We start from the raw sequence: 20,823 nt of genomic DNA on the forward strand, positions 1-20,823 counted from the left end.
CCGAGTTTGCCGTTAACTGCGCGGCGCGTTTTCTGCCGCGGCTCCAACGTTCGGGAGACATGAGATGAAGTGGAAACGCATCGGCCTAGTCGCGTTGCTCGCCGGGATCGGCATGGGCACGGCCGCCTGCACCGACGGCTATGGCTATGGCGGTGCGTCGCTTGGCTATAGCTCGGGCTATGTCGGCGATCCCTATTACGACGGGTTCGGCGGTTATCCGGGCTATGCCGGCTATGGCTATGGCAGCACCTTCGGCTGGTATAACAACTTCTATTATCCGGGCACCGGCATCTACGTGTACGATCGCTATCGCCGCCCGCATCGCTGGAACGATGCACAGCGTCGTTACTGGCAGGGCCGGCCGGGGTGGAATCGTTCGGGCGCGCAGGCGAACTGGGACGGATTCCGGCGTGATTACCGCAATGAGCGGCGCGACTATCGCGGCGACCTGCGCGACAATCGCCGCGCGTATGGTAGCGGCGAAATCGATCGCGGGCAGTTCCAGCAGGGGCGGCGCGAGGCACGCCGCGAATTCCGCAACGACGTTAGGCAGGACTATCGCGACTACCGCCGCGAAAACCGCACCGAGGGATATCGCGCGCCGCGATCCTCGCCGGGGTTCAACCGTGCCCAGCCGCGCACGGCGCAGCCGCGCTACGCCCGGCCGCGCCGGCAGTAACCGGGCCGGGCCACGGCGCGTGGTCTAAGGGAAACGAACTGCCATCCCGGATCATCATCCGGGGTGGCGTTTGTCGTTGAGCGTCAGGCGGCCGGGCGCGTGGCGATGAGGCCGTTAGACACCATCGACATGACCGGCACGTCATCCTGATTGTAGACTGTCATCCGGCTTTTGAAGATCCCCATTTCGGGGCGTGACTGCGACTGGCGCTTCTCGATCACCTCGGTTTCGCAGCGCAGCGTATCGCCGGGATAGACCGGCTTCAGCCAGCGCAGCTCGTCTACACCGGGCGAGCCGAGGCCCGCCTGGCGGTTGTTCTTCAGGTTCTCGACGATCATCGACATCACCATCGCGCAGGTATGCCAGCCGCTGGCAGAGATGCGGCCGAAGTGCGTCTGCGCGGCAGCTTCGTCGGAGAGGTGGAACGGCTGCGGATCGTAACGCGCGGCGAATTCCATCACTTCCTCGCGCGTCACCCGGTAGCTGCCGAAACTGGCCTTCGTGCCGACAGCGATGTCCTCGAAATACTGCATTGCCTCTCCTTATCGTTGCGTCAGCACCGGGCGGAACGGTGCATCCGTCCCGTCCAGCGTAGGATCCGCCGGCAGGCCGAGCAACGTGCGCAGCAGCGGCGCGACCGAGACGTTGTCGAAATCTTCGATACGCTGCCCGCGGGCGAAGGCCGGGCCATTGGCGATGAACAGCGCGCGCATGCTGGGCAGATTGTTGTCGAAGCCATGTTCGCCGCGCGAGAAGGGCGTGGTCGGCGCGGTCTTGTACGTCATCCAGCCGTCCTCGGCGAGGCAGAGGAACGGCGGGACGCGCGGATTCTTGCCATAATGGAGGTGGGCCGGGATCTCAGCCTTGCGCCAGCATTCCATGTGCGCGTGCGGCTTCAGCAGCGCGGCAGCGACGGCCGCGTCGCGGCCCGGCAGCGGGGCGAAGGTGGCGTAGGGACCGCTTTCGACCACGCGCGCGTCTTCGGTCGAAACGATCTTGTCGAGCGCGATCACGCGATCGCTCGAGGTGGCCGCCATGCCGTGATCGGAGACAATGACGAGGTTCGCGGCCTGGCCCTGCGCGGCAAGCCCTTCGACGAGCTGGCCGATGGCGCGGTCGACCTCGACCAGCGCCTCGTTCACCTGCGGCGAGGTGGGACCGTATTGATGGCCGGCGGTGTCGACGACGTCGAAATAAGTGGTCACCAGCCGGGGACGGGTGGCGGCCGGACGGCGCATCCAGTCCAAGATTGCGCGCACGCGGTTCTCGTTCGGCATTTGCTGGCTGAACTGCTGCCAGTCCGTGGGCCGCGTGCCGCCGGTGACATAGTTGGGCCAGGTAGAAGCGCGCACGCCGCCCCAGCCGACGTTCGATCCGGGCCAGTACATGGAGGCGGTGGGAATGCCCGCCTTTTCCGCCGTCACCCAGATCGGCGGAGCGGCGTTCCACCAGAAGGGATCGTCGTTCGCCATGGTGAAGACTTCGCCGGGGCGCGCGGGATCCTCCATCGAATTGGCGGTGATGCCATGGCGATCGGGGCGCAGGCCAGTGACGATCGTCCAGTGGTTCGGGAAGGTCTTGGACGGGAAGCTCGGCCGCATCGGCCCGGTGACGCCATCCGCGGCGAGGCGGGAGAGCACCGGCGTCAGCCCGCGATCGAGATAATCGGGCCGGAAGCCGTCGATCGAGATCAGGATGGTGACCGGGGCGCGGCGCGCGACGGCATCGGCGGCGGCAAGCGGGGCCGGTGTGTTCGCGGGCGGGAGCGCCGGTGGGTTGGCGGGATAAGCGCATCCGGCCAGAGCGGAGAGCGCAGCGAGAGTCGGGAGGAATCGGCGAAACATGGGCGCCCCGGTAGCGCCTGGGATCTCGCCTGTCTTGCTTGGCCGTGTCACAATTGACGCGCTTCCCAAGGGAAGCGCGCCAGGGAAGGGATCAGCGGGTGGCGGGCTGCCCAGCCCGCTGTGCTGCAGCCGGCTGGCCTGCGGCAGGCTGCCCTGCCGCGCTCACCCGCCAGATCACGTTGCCGACGTCGTCCGCCACCAGCAGCGCGCCGGTTTGATCGGTGATGACGCCAACCGGGCGGCCCTGCGCCTCGCCCTTGGCGTTGAGGAAGCCGGTGAGCACGTCGACCGGCTTTGCGCCGGGCACCGGCCAGCCGCGATCGGTGAAGGGCACGAAGACGACCTTATAGCCGGAGACCGGCACGCGGTTCCATGAGCCATGTTCGCCGATGAAGGCCCCGTTCGCGAAGCGATCGCCAAGCTTCGCATCGGTAGCGAAGGTGAGGCCGAGCGCTGCGACGTGCGGCCCGAGCGCGTAATCCGGACGCTTCGAATACTGCTGAAGCTGCGGGTTGGCGGGCTCGACGCGCTTGTCGGGGTAACCGCCCCAATAATACCAAGGCCAGCCGAAGTGATCGCCAAGCTCAATCGCGGTCAGATAGTCCGGCACGATATCCGAACCGAGCATGTCGCGCTCGTTAACGACCGTCCACAGCTGCTTGGTATTGGGGTTGAGCGCCATGCCGTTCGCGTTGCGCACGCCGGCGGCGTAGATGCGGTACGTCTTTTCCTTCGGCCAGACCTGCAGGATGACGGCGCGCAACCGCTCCTTGTCGAGGCCGTTCTCGCCGATGTTCGAGGCCGAGCCGATCGAGAGATAGAGGGTGCGGCCATCCTCGGCATTGATGACGTTGCGCGCCCAGTGATTGGCGCCGCCCGGATATTTGATGACGGTCTCGGGCTTGGCGGTGACCTTGGTTGCGCCCTCGGTGTAGGGCACGCGCACCAGCGCATCGGTGTTCGCGATGTAGAGCTGTCCTTCGAACAGAGTCATGCCATGCGGCGAGTTCAGCCCGGTCATGAACACGTGCTTTTCATCGACCCGGCCGTCGCCGTTCGAATCGCGCAGCAGGGTGATGCGGTTCGCGGACGGCACCGCGGCGCCGCCGCGACCCATCAGAAGCTTCATCGCAGCGCCCGTGATCCCGCCACCCTCACGCGGCGGTGAGTTCGTCTCGGCAACGAGGATATCGCCGTTGGGCAGGCGGTACAGCCAGCGCGGGTGATCGAAGCCCTCGGCATAGCGGGTGACGGTGAGGCCCTCGGCCGCCGTCGGGGCGGCGCCCTGCGGCCAGCCGACGGCCTTCGCCACCTTGACCGTTGGGATCATCTGCCGGCGGGGTTCGGTGATCTGCGGCCGCTGGCCCGTGACGTCGGCGAAATCGACCTTCGCCTTGTCGGGCCAGCCAAGCCAGACAAGGATGCCGGCAGCCACCAGGATCAGCAGGCCGATCACGATCAGGATGTGTTTGCGCATGACCAAGAGATAGGCCGCGACGCGAAGCGGGGGAAGGGTGGTTCGTTGCCGGCGCGAACCGACCGGTCAGGGCAGCAGCACGTCGGTGAGCAGCAGCATAAGCTTCACATCGATCGCGACGCCCGCGGCGCGCTTCGCCGCGACGAAGGCAGCAAGATTCCGGCGCAGGACGAGATGGACGGTGATATCCTCGTCCGCATCGCCGCCGCCATCGCTGACCCGCGTGAGATCGCGGGCGCGCACCAGCGTAAAGCTTTCGCTGACCATGCCGGGCGAGGAACAGAAATCACCGCGGCGCCGATTCCGCGACTGCGATCGGCATATTCCCAATTGCCCTGCCGCATCATGCGAATGAAGCGGCCTTCCCACATGACTTGCGGGGCATCGGTGGGTGCGCTCATAGCTCGATCAGGCGATCGGGCAATTCGTTGGGATTGCTGCCGGTGCGCGGGAAATGTTCGGCCAGCACGACGCCGATTTCCTGGACTGCCGCCGCCATGCCGTCTCCGGGGCGCCCGTCCTTCACCGCGGCGACGAGCGCGGCCATCGCGTGGCCCCACACGTCACTGGAAACGCGGCTGTGGATGCCGACATCGGCGACGATCTCGGCGCGATGCTCGTCGAGGCTGAGGTAAAGGAGCACGCCGGTCGCGGCGATGGTGCGGTGTTCGGCGCTGGTGCGGAACAGGGCGAGCGCGCGGGCATGGACCCGGCGCGTCTTGGTCGCAGCGGGTGTGAGCGCCATACGCAGCGGGCGGATCGCGAGGAGATAACGCACGACAAGGAAGGTGACCGTCGCGAGCACGGTTGCGATGGTGAGTGCCGTGCCGGTCGAGACATGCTCGTTCCACGGATCGCCGGTGAGGAAATGGATCGCATCGACCGAATTGGGGAATGCCGACAGCAGTGCCAGCACGAGCAGCGAGGCCAGCACCGCCCAGTGCAGCCCGACATCGTGATACGCATCGGAGGTGCGGGCGACGATCGTCACGATCTCGCCATCGGTATGCTCTTCGGCCGCAGCGACCGCCGCCGTCACCTTGGCATGATCTTCAGCAGACAGGCGCATCACCAGCTCCCCGAGGCGCCGCCGCCCCCGAACGATCCGCCGCCGCCGCCGCCGAAGCCGCCGCCACCCCAGCCGCCGCCACCGCCGCCGAAGCCGCCACCACCGCCGAAGCCCCCGCCGCCCCAGTGATCGTCGTCGTCGTTATCACGCAGCGCCGCGCTCGCGACATTGGCTGCGATGTTCCACAGGATGACGGAGCTGAGGCCGCCATCGTCGCGGTAGCGCTTGCCGCGACCGACCGAGCCGCGCCGGCCGAGCGACAGCAGCACGAACATCGCGACCATGCCCCAGAAGACAAGGCCGAGCGGGAAGCCGCCACCGCCGCCGCTGCGCTGCGCCTTGCGGGTGCTGTCGAATTCCTTGATCGCGGCGTCGAGCCTGGCCTGCGCTTCCTCCGGCGAGGCGCGCAGCTGCGCGATCAGCGCGTCCGTGCCGGCGACCACACCGGCCGCCATGTCGCCTTCCTTGAAGTAAGGCAGGACATCATTGTTGATGACGACGCTGGAATAAGCGTCGGTCAGGAAGGGCTCGAGGCCATTGCCGACCTCGATCCGCACCTTGCGATCATTGGGGGCGACCAGCAGGATCGCGCCGTTGTTGACGTCCTTCAGGCCAACGCCCCAGGCCCGGCCGAGCTTGTAGCCATATTCCTCGATCGGATAGCCTTCGAGGCTGGGAACGGTGGCGACGACCAGCTGCCGTTTCGTATCCCGCTGCAGCGCGTCGAGCTTCTGCGTCAGCTCCGCCTCGACATTCGGGGGCAGGATATCGGCCGCGTCGACGACGAAGCCGGTGAACTTGGGGAATGTCTGCGCGGTTGCCGGCAGGACAATCATCGCGGCAAGGGCCACGATCATCGCGGCGAGCAAGGACCGCCATGCGTTCGCGCTGAGCCTGTGGAAGCGCTGCACTATTTACTCCGGCGCAAGATGGGGCGGGGCGCCCCGGGAGGCGACCCCGCCGGGAAACGATCGATCAGCTGCCGAAATCGACCTTGGGCGCGGCTTCCGCGCCGGGCGTGGTCGCCTGGAACGGCACCATCGGCTTTGCACCGTAGAAGATCTTCGCGCCGACCGCGTCGGGGAAGGTGCGGATGCGCGTGTTATACGCCTGCACCGCCGCATTATAATCGTTGCGGGCGATGGTGATGCGATTCTCCGTGCCCTCGAGCTGGCTCATCAGCGTGGTATAATTCGCCTGGCTCTTCAGCTCCGGATACGCTTCCTGCAGCCGCTGCAGCGACAAGGTGAGGCCCGCCTGCGCGCGCTGATAGGCCTGCATCTTCGCCGGATCGCTGAGATCGTCAGGCGACACCTGGACCTGCGTGGCGGACGCGCGCGCGTTGGTCACCTCGGTGAGAATATCCTTCTCCTGCGCGCCGGCCGCCTTCACGGTCGACACGAGATTGGGGATCAGATCAGCGCGGCGCTGATACTGATTCTGCACGTCGGCCCAGCGCGCCTTGGCATTCTCCTCCGCGGTCGGAACGCTGTTGATGCCGCAGCCGGCGACGCTGGCGGAAAGCGCAACGATAAGAAGGGGACGAAAGGTCATTAGCGTGGGTCTCCGAAAACGGCCTGTATCATTCATATAGGACAGCGGCTGCGCTTGGCGAGGGGGCAATCGGCGCGTAACCTAGATTAGAACAGCGGAAGGTTTTGTCATGCTCAAGGAATTCCGGGCGTTCATCGCGCGCGGCAACGTGCTGGATCTCGCGGTGGCGGTGATCATCGGCGCCGCGTTCAGCAAGATCGTCACGTCGCTGACTGAGGACGTGCTGATGCCGGTGATCGGCAGGGTCTTCGGGGGGCTCGATTTCTCCAGCTACTTCATCACGCTGGGCAAGGTGCCGCCGAACCTCGTCGGATCGACCGATTATGTCGCGCTGAAGAAGGCGGGCGTGCCGCTGCTTGGCTATGGCGCGTTCATCACCCAGGCGGTGAACTTCGTCATCGTCGCGTTCATCATCTTCATGCTGATGCGCACGGTGAACCGCGCGGTGGCGATGTTCGAGCACGAGAAGAAGAAGAGCGCCGAGGAGCCCAAGGCGGAACCCGCGGATGTCGCGTTGCTGCGCGAGATTCGCGACGAACTGAAGGCGCGGCCGAAAATCTAAATCCGGCGCAGCGGACGGTGAGGATCGGCGCGCCGCGATCAGGCGGCGGCCATCTCCACCGCCGTCGCATCGGCGAGGCTGGTGCCGTCGAGGATCCGCGCCGTCTCGTCCCGTACGCGGGCCATGGCGTGGCGGATCGCGCAATCCGCCTCGCTCTTGCAATCGCGGCACGGGCGATACGCGGTCCGGCTGACGCAAGGGACGAGCGCGAGCGGGCCTTCGATCACGCGGATGATCTCACCCAGCGAGATGAGATGCGCCGGACGGGCGAGGACGTAGCCGCCCATCTTGCCGCGGTGGCTGTGCAGCAGCCCGGCATCACGCAGATCGGCGAGGATCAGCTCGAGGAACTTGCGCGGGACGTTCGCCTCGACGGCGATACGGTTCATCGGCACGGGCGGGCCGCCTGCGGGCGTCGTTGCGAGATACAGCATCGAGCGCAGGGCGTAACGGGAACGCTGGGTAAGCATGATACCCTGTTATATGCACCCGCATTATGGCGACCGAAAGGCGGTCTTTGCAGTTTCGTCCCGACGCCCTATATCGGTCGGGCTCGCGGGGCTTGCCCCACGGCTATGGCGATAAACGCCGGCGAAGAATAGGCACAGCGGACCCGGGGGCAGTACCCGGCGGCTCCACCATCGCTTCTGCTTTCAGCAGAGACGTTGACGGGGCCGAACCAGGATCGACGTGTGTTGAAAGGCGCTGGCTTTTGCTCGGAATGGGACCACCGTGACGGCCCATACACAAGTGCCAACGATAACGAAGCACTCGCGATTGCGGCGTAACCTGACGGCTTAACGGCCTAAGGTTATACCAAAATAGCGCGGTTGGACCGCACCGGGCAACAGAAGCGGATTCCAGCGGCACGGGGGGCGCCGGGCAACAGAAGCCCCCCACCTGCCATGTCTCCTCAACATCGACACGCGTCCCGAAGCTGGCGCGGTAAGGTCAGTCGTGCCCGCCGAGAGGGCCGCATTGGCACCGCCCTTGTCTTCGGCCGGGCGGCGCGCAAATAGGTGCCATGGCGAGCCAATCTGTACCCGGACATCCATCGCAGCATCGCGCGCAGATCGGGGCGGCGGTCGCGGCGCGGCTGTCGGCTGATCCGCGCGCCGTGAAGCTGCTGAGCGCAGTCGCCGACGCCTGGAAGATCCCGAACTATCTCGATGTCGCCACCTGCAAGCGGCTGGTGGCGATGATCGACGCCAACCGGCGGCCCTCGACGCTGCTGTCCGATCGCGGCGATACGTCGTTCCGTACCTCCGAAAGCTGCGACATGAACCGGCATTCGCCTGAGATCCGGCCGATCGACGAGGGGCTGGCGGACTTGCTGGGGCTCGATCCTGCCTGGGGCGAGACGATGCAGGGGCAGCGCTACGCGCCCGGCCAGTATTTCAAGGCGCACCACGATTATTTCCACGAGGGCGAAAGCTATTGGCCCGCCATGAAGGCGTCCGGCGGGCAGCGTGTGTGGACAGCGATGATCTTCCTCAACGATGTGGAGGAAGGTGGCGCGACCTGGTTTCCGCAGGCCGGCGTGCGGGTTGCGCCCAAGCGGGGCACGCTGCTCGCGTGGAACAACATGCTGGCGGACGGCAGCCCCAATCCGATGACGCTGCACGAAGGGACGGCAGTGTCCGAGGGGGTGAAGTACATCATCACCAAGTGGTTCCGCGAAGCGCCCTGGACGGCGCGGGCGTGAACCGATGATGCACGTTCTGGGGGTCGAACGGTCAATCATGGGCCAGCCGTGGCGGTGGCGCGCGACGGCGGCGGACAATCTGTCGCTCGACGACCTCGTGACGCAGCTGCTGCTGGCGCGCGGCTGCCCGCGGGAGGCGCTGGACGATCACCGCAGCCCGTCGATCCGCGCCTTCATGCCCGATCCGTCGATCTTTCGCGACATGGACCGTGCCGCCGAGCGGCTCGCCGACGCGGTGGTGGCAGGCGAGCAGATCGCGGTGTTCGGCGATTATGACGTCGACGGCGCGACATCGGCGGCGGTCATGATCCTGCTGCTGCGGCAGCTGGGGATCGAGGCGCGGCCCTATATCCCGGACCGGCTGGTCGAGGGCTATGGCCCGACCGCGACGGCGATGACGCGGCTGGCGCAGGAAGGCGCGAGCCTGATCGTCACGGTCGATTGCGGCGCGCAAGCGTTCGAGGCGCTGGAGGCGGCACGTGCGGTGCCGGTCGACGTGATCGTCGTTGACCATCATCAATGCGCCAGCGCCTTGCCGGTCGCCCATGCGGTGGTGAACCCCAATCGGCTGGACGAAGATGAAGGCGCGGCGCACGGGCATCTCGCGGCCGTCGGCGTCGCCTTCCTGCTGGGTGCGGCGCTGCTGCGCGTGCTGCGCGGCCGTGGCTTCTTCGCGGCACGGCTGGAACCGCGCCTGCTCGACCTGCTCGATCTGGTCGCGTTGGGAACGGTTGCCGACGTTGCGCAGCTGCGCGGGCTGAACCGGGCCTTCGTCGCGCAGGGGCTGAAGGTAATGGCCGGGCGGCGCAACATCGGCCTTGCTGCGCTGATCGAAGCGTCGCGCCTGACCCGCGCACCGACCGCAAGTGACCTGGGCTTCGCGCTGGGGCCGCGGATCAATGCCGGCGGGCGGGTTGGGCGCGCGGACCTGGGCGTGCGCCTGCTGACCACGCGCGATCCGGACGAAGCGCGGATGATCGCGCAGGAGCTCGATCGGCTGAACGAGGAGCGGCGTGCGATTGAAGGCGCCGTGCAGGCCGAGGCGGAGACGATGTACGCGGCGGATCGCGCCGTGACGGTGGTCTCGGGGCGCGGCTGGCATCCTGGCGTGATCGGCATCGTGGCGGGGCGCCTGAAGGAGAAGCTGGGGCAGCCGGCGATCGTCATCGCTTTGGACGAACATGGCCTCGGCAAGGGATCGGGTCGCTCCATCCCCGGCGTCGACCTTGGCCAGGCGGTGCTGGCGGCGAAGGAGGCAGGGCTGCTGGTGGCGGGCGGCGGCCATGCCATGGCGGCCGGCCTCACCATCGATGCTGACAAGGTGCCGGCCTTTGCCGATTTTCTGGAGGAGCTTCTGTCCGCGCGGGTCGCGGCGGCGGTGGCGGATCGCGCCTTGCTGGTCGATTCGGTTCATGCGCCAGGGGGTGTGACGCCTGATCTCGTCACCGCGCTGGAAATGGGCGGGCCCTATGGCATGGGATGGCCGAGCCCGCGTGTGGCCATCGGGCCGGTGCGCGCAGTGCGCGTGGACGTGGTCGGCAATGGCCATGTCCGCGCGATCGTCGCCGGAGATGACGGCCGCAGCCTGAAGGCGATGGCCTTTCGCGCCGCGGACACGCCGCTGGGCGCCGCGCTGCTCGGCGCCGCGTCGCACCGCCGGCTGTGGCTCGCCGGCCGCGCAAAGATCGACGACTGGGCACAGCGCCCGGTCGCCGAGCTTCATCTCGACGATGCGGCCTGGGCGGATTGAGCAGCTGCAGCAATAAAAATATCTTTCGGGCGTGAGTGCGATTGACAGGTCGGGAGACCCCCTCTAGCTGCACCCCCCGCTGGCCCCTTCGTCTAGTGGTTAGGACGCGGCCCTTTCACGGCTGAAACACGGGTTCGAGTCCCGTAGGGGTCACCAGCACATCGCCCGCTCGCAGCTTGCGTCACCGAACGGGCGCAAGGCGAGGGGGGATGAATGGCTTTCGATCTCACTGGGCGCATTGCGCTCATTACCGGTGCATCCTCCGGTCTGGGCGCCCATTTCGCGGAAATCTTTGTTGCTGCCGGCGCGCGGGTAGTGATCGGCGCGCGGCGGATCGACCGGGTCGAGGCGCTTGCCGCCGAGCTTGGCGACAAGGCGCTGCCCGTCGCGATCGACGTGACCGACCAACAATCCATCGCCGCTGCCTATGACGCTGCCGAGGCGCATTTCGGCACGGTCGACACCGTGATCGCCAATGCCGGTGTCGCCAACGGCGGGCGCACGGTGGACGTCGCGCCCGACGCGCTTCGCCAGACGATCGACACCAACTTCACCGGCGTGCTGCTGACCGCCCGTGAAGGCGCCAAGCGGCTGATGGCGGCAGGATCGCGCGATACCGGCCGCGGACGCATCGTGCTGATCGGATCGATCACCGCCCATGTTACCGGCCATGGCGACAGCGCCTATGCCGCTTCCAAGGCAGCCGTCGCCCATCTGGGGCGCAACCTGGCGCGCGAGTGGGTCCGCATGGGAATCAACGTGAACGTGATCCAGCCGGGTTATATCCAAACCGAGATCGCCGGCGACTGGTTCGAGACCGAGGGCGGGGCCAAGCAGGTTTCCAGCTGGCATCGCCGGCGCTTCATGCCGATCGACGTGCTCGACCCTCAGCTCCTCTATTTCGCATCCGATGCCAGCGAGATGGTGACCGGCACGGTGGTGGACATCGACGACGGCCAGTCGCTCTAGGCGCGCGTTCCGTCACAGCCCCCTTAGACAAGCGGGGGGTGAAAGGCGTAGATGGCGGCGATGCGGTCGATCGATCTGAACGCCGATCTCGGCGAAGGCTTTGGCCCCTGGTCGATGGGCGACGATGCCGCGATGCTCGCGCTCGTCAGCAGCGCCAACGTCGCCTGCGGAGGCCATGCGAGCGACCCAGAGACGATGTTCCGTACGATGCGGCTCGCGCGCGAGCGCGGCGTCGTGGTGGGCGCGCATCCGAGCTATCCGGATTTGCCGGGATTCGGACGGCGGCGGCTACCGGCCACCCCGGCCGAGATCGAGCGATTCGTTGCGGCGCAGGTGGGCGCCCTGATCGCGATCGGCGCGCTTGCCGATCATCCCGTCAGCTATGTGAAGCCGCATGGCGCGCTGGCCAATGTCGCAGCCGCAGAGGCCGAGGTGGCGGCGGCGATCGCACGCGCGGTGGCGGCGGTGGACCGCGAGCTTGCCGTTCTGGCGATTTCCGGCACCGCGCTTGAGCAGGCCGCGCGGGCAGCGGGCCTGCGCGTGTTCAGCGAGGTCTTCGCCGATCGCGGCTACACCCCCGCTGGTGACCTCGTCCCGCGCAGCATGCCGGGCGCGGTGATCCATGACGCCGACGAGGCGGCGGCGCGTCTCGCGCGCTTCCTGGAGACGGGCGAAATGGCGACGATGGAGGGTGGGACGGTGCGCCTCGACGTCGATTCGATCTGCGTCCATGGCGACAACCCGGCCGCGGTGGCGATGGCCGGGCGCGTGCGCGACGTGCTGATGGCGCGCGGGATCACCATCGCGCCGTTCGTCTGATCAGTAGAAGTCGCGCAGCGTCAGCTTGCGCTCGGTGCCGTCGCACATCCGGAGCGTGACGGTTCGGCCCGGCGTCCCTGCGGACCAGCTGGCGAGCGGGCTGGCGGGATAATCGGCCGGGATCGTTTGCCCGTCGATGGCGCAGATCATGTCGCCTTCCTTCCACCCCGCCGCCTGTGCCGGCCCGCCCTGCATCACGTGCAGAACCTTCAGCCGGTCCCTGGCGACGCCGACCAACAGGCCGCTGGTCGAGCGGACCGGGGGCTGATCGGCATGCGGGACGGGGCTCAGGATCATTCGCCCGGCGGTGGGATCGAGCAGCACGCGGTAATTCTGCAGGAAGCCCGAACCGATCCGGCCCGCCGCCTCGATCGAATCGGAGAATCCGCCAGCCGGCTCGACACGGATTTCGACATTGCGCGCGGTAAGCTCGCCCAGCCGGAGCGTCGGCACGATGCCGATCGTGCTGGTGACCGCGCCGGCGAGGCCGAAGGAGATGGCGGTGGTCGTGGGGATGCCGGGAAGGCGGGCATTGGCCCAGCCGCCGGCGGTGACCGTCACTGACGAGCCATCGCCGGTATCGACCACCATTGGCCGCAGCCGCGCGGCGCCCAGCGTGATCTCGCTGACATACACCAGTCGGTCGCGCGAAATGCTGAGCGGCGCGGTGAAGCCGCGGAAAGGCAGGCGGCCGCTTGGCAGCAGGCGGAAGCGCCGGCCGGCATAATCGATGTCGAGCGCAAAGCCGCCGGTGAGGTCCCGGCCGACGAGAAGGTCGACCGCATCGGCGCTGCCGGTTGCGATCGCGGGGAGCGTGGCCACGGTGAGGCCGCCGCCGCGCCGCGTCAGGCCGCCCATCGCGATCGTCGCGGTCGGCGTCCATCCAATGTCCACCACGCCGCCGATGGCGGTCGCATTGCCGCCGGGGCGCACCTTCAGCGCTGCGCGCTCGGCGAAGCGACGGGAGAGGACGGAATAGCTGACCCCGGTGTCGAGGATGGCCGTTGCCGGCCGGCCGTCGACCGTCATGGTGAAGCGGAGCTGATTGCCGGGCGTGAGCTCGAACGGCACCCAGCGCGTTTCGGCGTCGCGCGCCAAAGTCGCGCTGCCGACCGGCTGGGCCGCGGGCAGGGCAAGCGGTGCGGCGGCAGCGACAAGCAACGGGAGAAGCAACACGTTGTGCGTTTAGCGCGGCACCGCGGAAGCGGCTACCGGCATGTCAGGGGTACGTTGGGCGCCCGTTCAACGATCACCGCCGCCGTCCAGCATCGGCAGGCGGCGGGGATCGTCGTGAGGCTGGTGATCAGCCCTTGTTCGCCTGACGCTTCGCCATGAAGGCGAGGCGTTCGAACAGCATCACGTCCTGCTCGTTCTTCAGCAATGCGCCGTGGAGCGGCGGAATCGCCTTCGTCGGATCGCGGTTCTGCAGCACGTCGAGCGGCATGTCCTCATGCAGCAGCAGCTTCAGCCAGTCGAGCAGCTCGCTGGTCGACGGCTTCTTCTTCAGGCCTGGCACGTCGCGGACCTCGTAGAAGATGTCCATCGCCTTGGAGACCAGGATCTTCTGGATGCCGGGGAAGTGGACGTCGACGATCGCCTGCATCGTTTCGCGGTCGGGGAATTTGATATAGTGGAAGAAGCAGCGGCGCAGGAACGCGTCCGGCAGTTCCTTCTCGTTATTCGACGTGATGACGACGATCGGGCGCTCGGTGGCGCGCACCGTCTCCTTCGTTTCGTATACGTGGAATTCCATGCGATCGAGCTCCTGCAGGAGGTCGTTCGGGAATTCGATATCCGCCTTGTCGATCTCGTCGATCAGCAGCACCGGCAGTTCGGGGGAGGTGAACGCCTCCCACAACTTGCCCTTGCGGATATAGTTCGAAATGTCGTGCACGCGCTCGTCGCCGAGCTGACCGTCGCGCAGGCGGGCGACCGCGTCATATTCGTACAGGCCCTGCTGCGCCTTGGTGGTGGATTTGACGTTCCACTCGATCAGCGGCGCGCCGGTCGCCTTGGCGATCTCATAGGCCAGAACCGTTTTGCCGGTGCCCGGTTCACCCTTCACCAGCAGCGGCCGGCGTAGCGACACGGCGGCGTTCACCGCGACTTTCAGATCGTCGGTCGCAACGTAGCTCTGCGTGCCCTCGAACCGCTTCATGCCCTCATCCCGTCTCGTTCGACTATCGGGTACGACGATGGGGGAATTTTCGATCGTGCGCAAGCCAGTTAAGCCGCGGTGATTAAAGCGCGTTGCGTGCCTCCGCGCGGGCGGCGAGCAGATGCCACAGGCCGCGATGCTGCGCGACGAGTTGCTGGGCGCCGAACATCATGGCGCGGGCGCAGGCCGGCTCGCTGGCTAGCCGCTCGGCAATCGGCGCGATGTCGTCCGCGGACGGCAATGAGGTTTCGCGGAGCGTGACTCCGGCACGGGTGGCGGCCACCGCCAGGACGGAGCGGATCGCACGCCAGTCGATGAGGAACGCGAAGGTAGCGCCAAGCGCGCATCCATTGCGGTCCGAGCGCGCCAATGTGGCGAGCGCGCGCTGCTGCGTGGCGATCGCGGCTTCAGTCTCCGCCTGTCCGGGCGTGGAGGGGAGCGGGCCGATCGCGGCGGTCAGCTTGACCAGGAGGTGGCGCTCGTCATCGAAGGCGACCGCCGTCTCGTAGAGCCAGGCGCGAATATCCTGCGCACCGCGCGCATCAAGCGAGATCTCGACCATGCTGGGCGCGGCGCCGTGTAGCGCGCACAAAGCATGGACCGCATCGGACAGATCGCGCGTCAGCGCCGCCGGCGCGCGCAGTGCCAGTGCATGCTCCATGGCGGCGCTGCCCTCGTCGGCGACCAGATCGCCGATCGAGCGACCCGTCGTCGCGAAGCCTGGACTGGTAAGCGTCGGCACCCATGTTCCCCGATGGTTGAGGGTTGACCATAGGCCGACAGCGTAAACATGGCGTTTACGACGTCGTAGGCGTGACGACGACGGTAACCCCGACGACGCGCCCGGAGCTGGCAAGTGGCGCCAGGCCGACGCGAACCGGGCGAAGCTCGGCGCCGCCGACCAGCAGCGAGGCGGTGACCGACTGCGGGGTGCGTTCGTCGATCGCCGCTTCGAACGCTTCGCCCACGGTGCTGCGATCTCCCACGGTAACCAGCGAGACGATGCGCGCGAGGGACAATGCCTCGACACTGGCGCCGGTGAGCTTGGCAAGGGCAGGGGAGGCCTGTTCGATCCGACCCCGCAAATTGATGATCGCGCAGGCAGCGCCGGCGGCCTCGAGCGCGCTGAACGCCGAATCATGCCGGTCCCGCCAGTGCTGGCGTTCCTCCGCTGCAGTCGCGTCGCTGATCTGAACGATGCAGCCGGCGGGCACGCAATCGACCGCATAGGCGAGCAGGCGATCGGGGAAGCGAGGGGAGCGGCACTCGGTCGTCTCCGACAAGCCGGAGACGGCGACGCGCGTGACCGTCGCTGCCAGTGCTTCGTCACCGGGAGAGGCCAAGCCGCTGACCGGCGCGCCGACATCAGCGGCATCGCCAAAATAGGCGCGCGCGCCCCGACTTGCCGCAATGATCGTTTGCTCCGCGCCAAGCACGACGATCATATCGCCGAGCGCGTCGAGCAACGCGCCGAGCTGCCCGCCCTCGACCGGTTGACCGCTGTGCGTCGAGCACAGCGCGTCCATCACGTCAACCGAGGTCATCACCAGCCGGGGACGGCCGCGGTGGAGGATATAGACCGGCCCGCGCCCGGCGCGCTCCTGCCAGATGCCGAAGTGGCGCACGAGATCGGAGGCGGTGACCTGCTGGTCCGAAGCGATCGGAAAAACGGGAGCGTTCTTCATGAGCCGAAACTTGCGGGCGCGATGCCGGGGGCGACAAGTGGATCGATCCAAAGTGGCAAGAGGCGCGCGTATTTGCGTGGCCGATCGCGCCGATCTGGCTTGAACTCCGTCCGCGCCTCCCGTTCCGAACGCAAAAAAAGGAGCGGGAAGATCACTCCTCCCGCTCCGTTCGTGTCATTTCAGCCGTTGGTTACTGGTCGAGGAAACTGCGCATCTTGCGGCTGCGGCTCGGGTGCTTCAGCTTGCGAAGCGCCTTCGCCTCGATCTGGCGGATACGTTCACGCGTCACGCTGAACTGCTGGCCGACTTCCTCGAGCGTGTGATCGGTGTTCATGCCGATGCCAAAGCGCATGCGCAGCACGCGCTCCTCACGCGGCGTCAGGCTGGCGAGGACGCGGGTGACCGTTTCCTTGAGGTTCGCCTGGATCGCGGCATCCACCGGAATGACGGCGTTCTTGTCCTCGATGAAATCGCCCAGGTGGCTGTCTTCCTCGTCGCCGATCGGGGTTTCGAGGGAGATCGGCTCCTTGGCGATCTTCATCACCTTGCGCACCTTCTCGAGCGGCATGCTCAGGCGCTCGGCCATTTCCTCGGGCGTGGGCTCGCGGCCCTGCTCGTGGAGGAACTGGCGGCTGGTGCGGACCAGCTTGTTGATCGTCTCGATCATGTGGACCGGGATGCGGATCGTGCGCGCCTGGTCCGCGATCGAGCGGGTGATCGCCTGCCGGATCCACCACGTGGCGTAGGTGGAGAACTTGTAGCCGCGGCGATACTCGAACTTGTCCACCGCCTTCATCAGGCCGATGTTGCCCTCCTGGATCAGGTCCAGGAACTGCAGGCCGCGGTTGGTGTACTTCTTGGCGATCGAGATCACGAGGCGCAGGTTCGCCTCGACCATCTCTTTCTTCGCGATACGCGCTTCGCGCTCGCCCTTCTGCACCATGTTGACGATGCGACGGAACTCGCCCAGCGCCATGCCGGTCTGCTGCGAGATCTCGGCGATTTCGCTGCGGATGCGCTCAACGGCAGCCGCCTCGTTGGTCGCGAAGGCGGTCCACTTCTTGTCGAGGCCGTTCACCGTCGCCAGGAACGTATCGTCGAGTTCATGGCCCATGTAGCGATCGAGGAAGTCCTTGCGGCTTACCTTGTGCCGCTCCGCCAGCCGCAGCATCTGACCGCCCAGCGCGGTAAGGCGCCGGTTGTAGCTGTACAGCTGGTCGACCAGATACTCGATCTTGGCGTTGTGGAACTGGACGCTCTCGACCTCGGCCGTCAGTTCCTCGCGCAGCTTCTGGTACTTGCGCTCATCGGCCGCCGTCAGCTCGGTCCCGCCGCCCATGGCGTCGAGCCGGCCCTGCTGCATCTTCGAGAATTTCTTGTAGATCGACGTGATGTTGGCGAACTTCTCAAGCGCCATCGGCTTGAGCGTTTCCTCCATCTGCGCGAGGCTGAGGGTATTGTCCTCTTCCTCGTCGTCCGACGGCCGCGGCGTGCGGCGCTCGGTCATGTCATCGTCGTCGTCAGCCGAGACTTCCTCGGGCTCTTCCTCTTCCTTGAAGGAGGCGCCAGCGGTCTTCTCGCTAATCTCGCCATTGTCTTCCTCGGCACCCTCGACCTGTTCGGCCGAAGGACCCTTGGAAAGCATCGCGTCGAGATCGAGGATCTCGCGCAGCTGCATCGTGCCTTCATTGAGCTGGGTGGACCAGTCGATGATCGCGTTGAAGGTGATGGGCGATTCGCACAGGCCCATGATCATCGTGTCACGGCCGGCTTCGATGCGCTTGGCGATCGCGATTTCGCCTTCGCGGCTGAGCAGCTCGACGGCGCCCATCTCGCGCAGGTACATGCGCACCGGATCATCGGTGCGGTCCACCGTTTCCTTCTTCTTCTCGACGACAGGCGCGTTTTCCTGATCGACGTCGACGGTCTCGACCTCGTCCTCAGGCTGATCCTCGCCGTCCTCGCCCGCTTCCTCGTTCTCGACGATGTTGACGCCCATCTCATTGAGCGCGGACATCACGTCTTCGAGCTGATCCGAGGACATCTGGTCCTGCGGCAGCGCGGCGTTCAGCTGGTCATACGTGATGTACCCACGCTTCTTCGCGCGGGCGATCAGCTTCTTGATATCCGCGTCATTCAGGTCGATCAGCGGGGCATCGGCCACTTCCGCGCCTTCGTCTGCACCGCTACCGTTCACCTTCGCCATCAATCGTCCTCGGCATCAAAAGCGCGGGCGTCTTCGTTCGACTGCACGAGATTTGCAAGCCGAAGCTCCAGCGCCTGTTTTTCCTTCACCAACGCAACCTGCCGTTCAAACGCTTCTTCGGTGAAGCGCGCCTGCATGGCAGAGGTTGCATCGGCCAATGCCGCATCCACTTCTGGCTGCGCGACGAGGATCGCGATCGCTTCGTCAAGGTCTTCCCTGGCGCGCGTCTCGTCCCCCGTCGGTTGCGTGAAGGAATAGGGCATCGTATCGGCTCTCAGCAGATCGCGGGCGATCGCTTCGAAACCACTGCCGGCCAATATGGTGACGAGGCGGTCGCTATCAAGCGCCCGATCTTCAAGCGCCACATCAACAACCGCCTCGAACAATCGGCCAAGGGCGCCATCCGCCATGCGGAGCGATCCCAGCACCTCGACGTGGCGGGCGATTTCGGCCGGATGGCGGATCAGACCGGCGAGCACCGCCTTGGCAAGGACGCGGTCGATACCGGCAACGCGGAAGGCCTTTGCGTCCTCGGTGACGGGGGCGGGCGGCGGCGTCCACTTCTGCCCCGGGCGCCGCGGGGTGAAGGGCTGGCGTGGTTCGAACGGACGCCCGCGCTCGAAAGGGCGGCGGCTTTGGCCGAACTGCTCGTCGTAGCGGCGACGGAACTCGGCCTGATACTCCGATCGCACCACCGGATCGCCGATCGTCTTGGCGAGCTCCCCCATGCGGGCACGGAACCCCGCGCGCTGCTCGGGCGTCGTCAGCGGCTCGGCGGCGAGTTCATGTGCCCATAACCGGTCGACCAGGGGGGTCGCCTCGCGGACCAGCGCTTCGAACGCGCCGACACCCTTGGCGCGGATCAGGTCATCAGGATCCTGCCCTTCGGGCAGCGTCACGAACTGCAGGCTGCGGCCGGGCCCGAGCAGCGGCATGGCGCGGTGCGCGGCCCGGATCGCGGCTTTCTGCCCGGCATTGTCGCCATCGAGGCATAAAGTCGGCACGTCGCTGATCCGCCACAGGCGCTCCAGCTGATGCTCGGTCAGTGCAGTACCGAGCGGGGCGACCACTTCGCCGATCCCGGCCTGCGCCAGCGCGATCGCATCCATATAGCCCTCGACCACGAACACCCGGTCCGCCTTGCGGGCGGCAGGCAGGGCGCGATCGAGATTGTAGAGCGTGCGGCCCTTGTCGAAGAGCGGCGTATCGGGCGAGTTCAGATATTTAGGCTCGCCGTCGCCGATGATCCGGCCGCCGAAGGCGATCACCCGCCCGCGCTGATCGCGGATCGGGATCATCAGCCGCCCGCGGAAGCGGTCATAGGGCTCCTTGTTTTCGACGCTGATCAGAAGGCCAGCCTCGATCAGCATCGCGTCCCCGAATTGCTTCAGGGCGGTGCGAAGCTTGCCGCGCGAATCGGGCGCGAAGCCGAAGCCGAAGGCGCGGCGAGTCGCTTCCGTGATGCCGCGTCGTTCGAGCAATTCGCGGGCGGGCGCGCCCTCAATCCCGTCTAGCTGGGTGCGGAACCACTCCGCCGCCGCCGCCATCACGTCGTGCAGCGATTGCGCCTTCTCGGCTCGCTCGGCCGCGCGACGGTCGGGCGCGGGCACGTCCATTCCCGCCGCCTGCGCGAGTTCCTTCACCGCATCCATGAACGGCAGCCCGCGCTGATCCGTCATCCAGCGAATCGCATCGCCGTGAGCGGAGCAGCCGAAGCAATGATAGAAGCCCTTGTCGTCGTTGACGTAGAAGCTGGGCGTCTTCTCGTTATGGAACGGGCAGCATCCCTTATACTCCCGGCCCGCCTTGGTGAGCTTGGTCGTCTTGCCGATCAGCGCAGACAGCGACGTGCGTGCGCGCAGTTCGTCGAGGAAGGCGGGGGTCAGGGACATGGGTGTTCTGTCTTCAATCGACGTCCTTCGAGAAGCTCGGAACGAGCGCGCTTTCGCGCGGCGCCGGGCCTCTCTCCGCCCGTTCGCCCTGAGCCTGTCGAAGGGCGTGCCGGATGGGAGGCGGCCAGTCGGGAAATTTGATCCCACCCACCCGTGATCAACGCTTCCTTCTTGGCACGTGACCATCCCTTGATGCGGCGTTCGGTCTCGAGCGCCTCCAACCGCGTTGAAGACTCCCGGGACCATGCCAGCGAACCCGGCTGCCGCCGTGCCGTGTAGTCACTCCTGCGTGCGGCGTGATGCCGCGAAATTCGCGGGTCCAAGTTACCCGTATGTCCGGCGTAGAAGCTGCCGTCCGAACAGTGCAGTAAGTAGACCCAGAACAGCATGTCGTTGGCTTGGCAGATCGATGCGAGTCGGTCGAGGGGCGGTGGGTGGGCGCGCCCTTCGACAG

At 66.6% G+C, this 20,823-nt stretch carries 21 protein-coding genes, 1 tRNA gene and 1 other RNA gene; 8 read left to right on the plus strand and 15 right to left on the minus strand.

The window, feature by feature from the left end; genetic code table 11:
• The first annotated feature begins 64 nt into the window (after window positions 1-64).
• Window positions 65-679, plus strand: a complete 615-nt coding sequence (locus tag ACH0AE_RS05290) for a peptidase (RefSeq protein WP_406875513.1) — start codon at window positions 65-67, stop codon at window positions 677-679.
• Window positions 680-762: 83 nt separating this feature from the next.
• Here ACH0AE_RS05290 and ACH0AE_RS05295 read toward each other — a convergent pair whose 3' ends face one another.
• From ACH0AE_RS05295 to ACH0AE_RS05325, 7 genes are all read right to left on the minus strand, one after another.
• Window positions 763-1,212 (minus strand): MaoC family dehydratase, encoded by a 450-nt coding sequence (locus ACH0AE_RS05295; RefSeq protein ID WP_294445045.1) that lies wholly within the window; start codon window positions 1,210-1,212, stop codon window positions 763-765.
• Between the two features lie 9 nt (window positions 1,213-1,221).
• Window positions 1,222-2,523, minus strand: a complete 1,302-nt coding sequence (locus ACH0AE_RS05300) for an ectonucleotide pyrophosphatase/phosphodiesterase (RefSeq protein WP_294445044.1) — start codon at window positions 2,521-2,523, stop codon at window positions 1,222-1,224.
• 91 nt (window positions 2,524-2,614) lie between these two features.
• Entirely contained in the window at window positions 2,615-4,000 is a 1,386-nt protein-coding gene (locus ACH0AE_RS05305) for a sorbosone dehydrogenase family protein (RefSeq protein WP_294445042.1), read from the minus strand.
• 66 nt (window positions 4,001-4,066) lie between these two features.
• Window positions 4,067-4,243, minus strand: a complete 177-nt coding sequence (locus tag ACH0AE_RS05310; RefSeq protein WP_406875514.1) for a hypothetical protein — start codon at window positions 4,241-4,243, stop codon at window positions 4,067-4,069.
• Between the two features lie 154 nt (window positions 4,244-4,397).
• Window positions 4,398-5,069 carry a TPM domain-containing protein gene (locus ACH0AE_RS05315; RefSeq protein ID WP_294445039.1) on the minus strand — a complete coding sequence of 224 codons (672 nt, stop codon included), beginning with the start codon at window positions 5,067-5,069 and terminating at the stop codon, window positions 4,398-4,400.
• Window positions 5,069-5,926 carry a YgcG family protein gene (locus ACH0AE_RS05320; protein WP_294445048.1) on the minus strand — a complete coding sequence of 286 codons (858 nt, stop codon included), beginning with the start codon at window positions 5,924-5,926 and terminating at the stop codon, window positions 5,069-5,071. Before ACH0AE_RS05320 ends, ACH0AE_RS05315 begins: the two co-directional genes overlap by 1 nt.
• A 118-nt stretch (window positions 5,927-6,044) precedes the next feature.
• Window positions 6,045-6,623, minus strand: a complete 579-nt coding sequence (locus ACH0AE_RS05325) for a LemA family protein (RefSeq protein ID WP_294445038.1) — start codon at window positions 6,621-6,623, stop codon at window positions 6,045-6,047.
• A gap of 109 nt (window positions 6,624-6,732) precedes the next feature.
• Between ACH0AE_RS05325 and mscL the strand changes: the two genes are divergently transcribed.
• Entirely contained in the window at window positions 6,733-7,185 is a 453-nt protein-coding gene (gene mscL, locus ACH0AE_RS05330; protein WP_294445037.1) for a large conductance mechanosensitive channel protein MscL, read from the plus strand.
• A 38-nt stretch (window positions 7,186-7,223) separates the two neighbouring features.
• Here mscL and ACH0AE_RS05335 read toward each other — a convergent pair whose 3' ends face one another.
• A complete protein-coding gene (locus tag ACH0AE_RS05335) occupies window positions 7,224-7,655 on the minus strand; it encodes an Rrf2 family transcriptional regulator (RefSeq protein ID WP_294445036.1) in 432 nt (143 codons plus the stop codon).
• Window positions 7,656-7,697: 42 nt separating this feature from the next.
• Between ACH0AE_RS05335 and ssrA the strand changes: the two genes are divergently transcribed.
• The 6 genes from ssrA (at window position 7,698) to ACH0AE_RS05365 (ending at window position 12,428) form a co-directional block, all read left to right on the plus strand.
• Window positions 7,698-8,086, plus strand: a transfer-messenger RNA (tmRNA) gene (gene ssrA / locus ACH0AE_RS05340).
• Window positions 8,087-8,209: 123 nt separating this feature from the next.
• Entirely contained in the window at window positions 8,210-8,890 is a 681-nt protein-coding gene (locus ACH0AE_RS05345; RefSeq protein WP_294445218.1) for a 2OG-Fe(II) oxygenase, read from the plus strand.
• 4 nt (window positions 8,891-8,894) lie between these two features.
• A complete protein-coding gene (gene recJ, locus ACH0AE_RS05350) occupies window positions 8,895-10,640 on the plus strand; it encodes a single-stranded-DNA-specific exonuclease RecJ (protein WP_294445220.1) in 1,746 nt (581 codons plus the stop codon).
• Window positions 10,641-10,721: 81 nt separating this feature from the next.
• Window positions 10,722-10,796, plus strand: a tRNA-Glu gene (locus ACH0AE_RS05355).
• Between the two features lie 57 nt (window positions 10,797-10,853).
• Entirely contained in the window at window positions 10,854-11,609 is a 756-nt protein-coding gene (locus tag ACH0AE_RS05360; protein WP_294445094.1) for an SDR family NAD(P)-dependent oxidoreductase, read from the plus strand.
• 51 nt (window positions 11,610-11,660) lie between these two features.
• On the plus strand, window positions 11,661-12,428 hold the full coding sequence (locus ACH0AE_RS05365) for a LamB/YcsF family protein (RefSeq protein WP_406875515.1): 768 nt from the start codon (window positions 11,661-11,663) through the stop codon (window positions 12,426-12,428).
• On the opposite strand, the gene ACH0AE_RS05370 is transcribed toward ACH0AE_RS05365, so the two are convergent.
• The 7 genes from ACH0AE_RS05370 to ACH0AE_RS05400 form a co-directional block, all read right to left on the minus strand.
• Window positions 12,429-13,601 carry an aspartyl protease family protein gene (locus ACH0AE_RS05370; RefSeq protein WP_406875516.1) on the minus strand — a complete coding sequence of 391 codons (1,173 nt, stop codon included), beginning with the start codon at window positions 13,599-13,601 and terminating at the stop codon, window positions 12,429-12,431.
• 130 nt (window positions 13,602-13,731) lie between these two features.
• Window positions 13,732-14,586 (minus strand): MoxR family ATPase, encoded by an 855-nt coding sequence (locus ACH0AE_RS05375; protein WP_294445097.1) that lies wholly within the window; start codon window positions 14,584-14,586, stop codon window positions 13,732-13,734.
• A gap of 82 nt (window positions 14,587-14,668) precedes the next feature.
• A complete protein-coding gene (locus ACH0AE_RS05380) occupies window positions 14,669-15,328 on the minus strand; it encodes a DUF6975 family protein (protein WP_294445098.1) in 660 nt (219 codons plus the stop codon).
• Between the two features lie 55 nt (window positions 15,329-15,383).
• Window positions 15,384-16,271, minus strand: a complete 888-nt coding sequence (locus tag ACH0AE_RS05385; RefSeq protein ID WP_294445099.1) for a PAS domain-containing protein — start codon at window positions 16,269-16,271, stop codon at window positions 15,384-15,386.
• Window positions 16,272-16,461: 190 nt separating this feature from the next.
• Window positions 16,462-18,477: an RNA polymerase sigma factor RpoD gene (gene rpoD / locus ACH0AE_RS05390; RefSeq protein WP_406875517.1), complete on the minus strand. Its 2,016-nt coding sequence runs from the start codon at window positions 18,475-18,477 to the stop codon at window positions 16,462-16,464.
• Complete coding sequence (gene dnaG / locus ACH0AE_RS05395; protein ID WP_406875518.1) at window positions 18,477-20,369, minus strand: DNA primase; 1,893 nt, start codon at window positions 20,367-20,369, stop codon at window positions 18,477-18,479. Before dnaG ends, rpoD begins: the two co-directional genes overlap by 1 nt.
• Window positions 20,360-20,758, minus strand: coding sequence for a GIY-YIG nuclease family protein (locus tag ACH0AE_RS05400; RefSeq protein ID WP_294444153.1), 399 nt, complete (start codon window positions 20,756-20,758; stop codon window positions 20,360-20,362). Before ACH0AE_RS05400 ends, dnaG begins: the two co-directional genes overlap by 10 nt.
• Window positions 20,759-20,823 lie beyond the last annotated feature (65 nt).

It is taken from the genome of Sphingomonas sp. 179-A 2A2 NHS (assembly GCF_045371305.1).
Lineage (GTDB): Bacteria > Pseudomonadota > Alphaproteobacteria > Sphingomonadales > Sphingomonadaceae > Sphingomonas.